Raw genomic sequence first — 1863 nt, 5'->3', positions numbered from 1 at the left:
CCCGAGAAGATTCTGCCCACCATGAAACCCGCGCTTCATGCCATGGCCGACGAAGTCCTCGAAGAAGCCGCCGGCGAACACGCCGCCCAGATGTGGGGCGCAATGGACGAGAACGTGAAGGCCCAGGTGCGCGAGGCCGTCCGCAAGGAAGTCGAGATCCTTGCGACGAGCGCCTTCACCGACCTCAAGGATGTCGCCCCTGAAATCATCGATCTGGGCCGCACCATTCAGGATGCCATTGCCCGCGACAAGGCTTTGCTCAACAACCTCTTCCTTGCCGCCGGCGGCGAGGAGTTCAAGTTCATCAAGATCTCGGGACTCTACTTCGGCTTCCTGTTCGGCATCCCCCAGTTCCTGCTCTGGATCATCTATCCCGAATGGTGGATCCTGCCCGCGGGCGGCGTGCTGGTCGGTTACATCACCAACTGGCTCGCGCTCAAGATGATTTTCGAGCCCAAGGTGCCGACCAAGTACGGGCCCTTCACCTTCCAGGGTCTCTTTCACAAGCGCCAGCACGAAGTGGCCGTGGACTTCTCCCACACGGTCTCCGATACGCTGCTCACCCCACAGAACGTGGTGGACCATGTCTCGGAGGGTCCCGGGCGTGAGCGCCTGCAGGAAATCTTTCGCAAGCACGTGCGCGCTGCGATCGAAAAGTACAAATCCCACCCCATGGCCTCGGTCGTCATGCAGCAGGTCAATCCCGACGAAATCGACCGCATGGTGGTCACCCAGATGGACGCCCGCCTGACCGAGGAAGGCGGCCTGGTCTGGAACTTCGTCGAGCACACGCTCGATGTGGGCGCGAGCATGTCGGAGAAGCTACGGGATCTGGATTCCGAGAGCTTCGAGGGCGTGCTTCGCCCGGCCTTCCAGCAGGACGAGTGGAAACTCATCCTCGTCGGCGCCATTCTGGGCGGCCTGGCCGGCTGGGCGCAGGCGGTCTATTTCTTCAGTGAATCCATGCAGTAGTTTTTTGGCCCGAAACAACACGCACAAAAAAGCCGGCCCCGTTGGGGCCGGCTTTTTCTTTTGTCTCTGGCTGACTTCAGGAAGCGCGGGAGTTGCGGCGGGTGCGACCGCCGGCGTTGCCGCCGCTCTTGCGATTGCCGCCACCGGCTGCGGTGCGCGAGCCGCGTCCGGCGCCCTGCCCGGGGCGTGAATCGCTGCGTCCGTAACGCTGGTTGCCGCCGCTTCCGCCGTTACCGCCGGCATTGCCACGGCCTTCGGCCCGGGGAGCGCGGTTGCCACGGTTGTCGTCGCGACGGTCGCGCGGAGGGCTCTCACGGCGATTGCCGCGGTTCTCGTCGCGATCGCGGTTGCCTGCCACGCTGCCACGCTCGTTACGGTTGGCGAAGCGGCCACCGGCCGGTGCGCCGCGATCATCGCGGGCGTCGCGGCGGTTGCCACGGTTTTCGTTACGATCACGGCTGTCGGCGCTACGCGGAGCACGCGAATCCTCGCGAGGACCGTTTCGCGGACCGCGGGGGCCGTTGCTGCGTCCGCGCGGGGGACCCGAGCGACCGGCGTTCTCACGCGGCGGGCGCGAGCGCTGGTCAAAACGCGCTGCCGGGTCTTCAAAACCCGCGATCGAACAACGGTCGATGCGCGCGCCGATCTTGCGCTCGATACCGATCACCTGGCGGCGATCTTCGGTCGTGACGAAGGTAAAGGCCTTGCCCTGCTTCTCGGCGCGGCCGGTGCGGCCGATCCGGTGCGTGTAGGCATCGGGCGTATTGGGCACGTCGAAGTTCACCACGTGGGAGATGTTCGCCACATCGATACCGCGCGCGGCGATGTCGGTCGCAACCAGGATGTCGGAGCGTCCGCGACGGAAGCCCTCCATCGCACGGTCACGCTGGG

General features: G+C 65.1%; 2 protein-coding genes. One reads left to right on the top strand and one right to left on the bottom strand.

Annotated features, from left to right (window positions below; translation table 11 throughout):
• A partial coding sequence (locus tag KDH09_03085) for a DUF445 family protein (protein MCB0218654.1) occupies positions 1-972 on the top strand: 972 nt, incomplete at its 5' end.
• Between the two features lie 76 nt (positions 973-1048).
• On the opposite strand, the gene KDH09_03080 is transcribed toward KDH09_03085, so the two are convergent.
• Positions 1049-1863 (bottom strand): DEAD/DEAH box helicase (locus KDH09_03080; protein MCB0218653.1); only part of this gene is annotated, 815 nt, incomplete at its 5' end.

The sequence above is a fragment of the Chrysiogenia bacterium genome (genome assembly GCA_020434085.1).
In the GTDB taxonomy this organism is placed as follows: domain Bacteria; phylum JAGRBM01; class JAGRBM01; order JAGRBM01; family JAGRBM01; genus JAGRBM01.
This window is presented reverse-complemented; position numbering and strand designations above follow the sequence as displayed.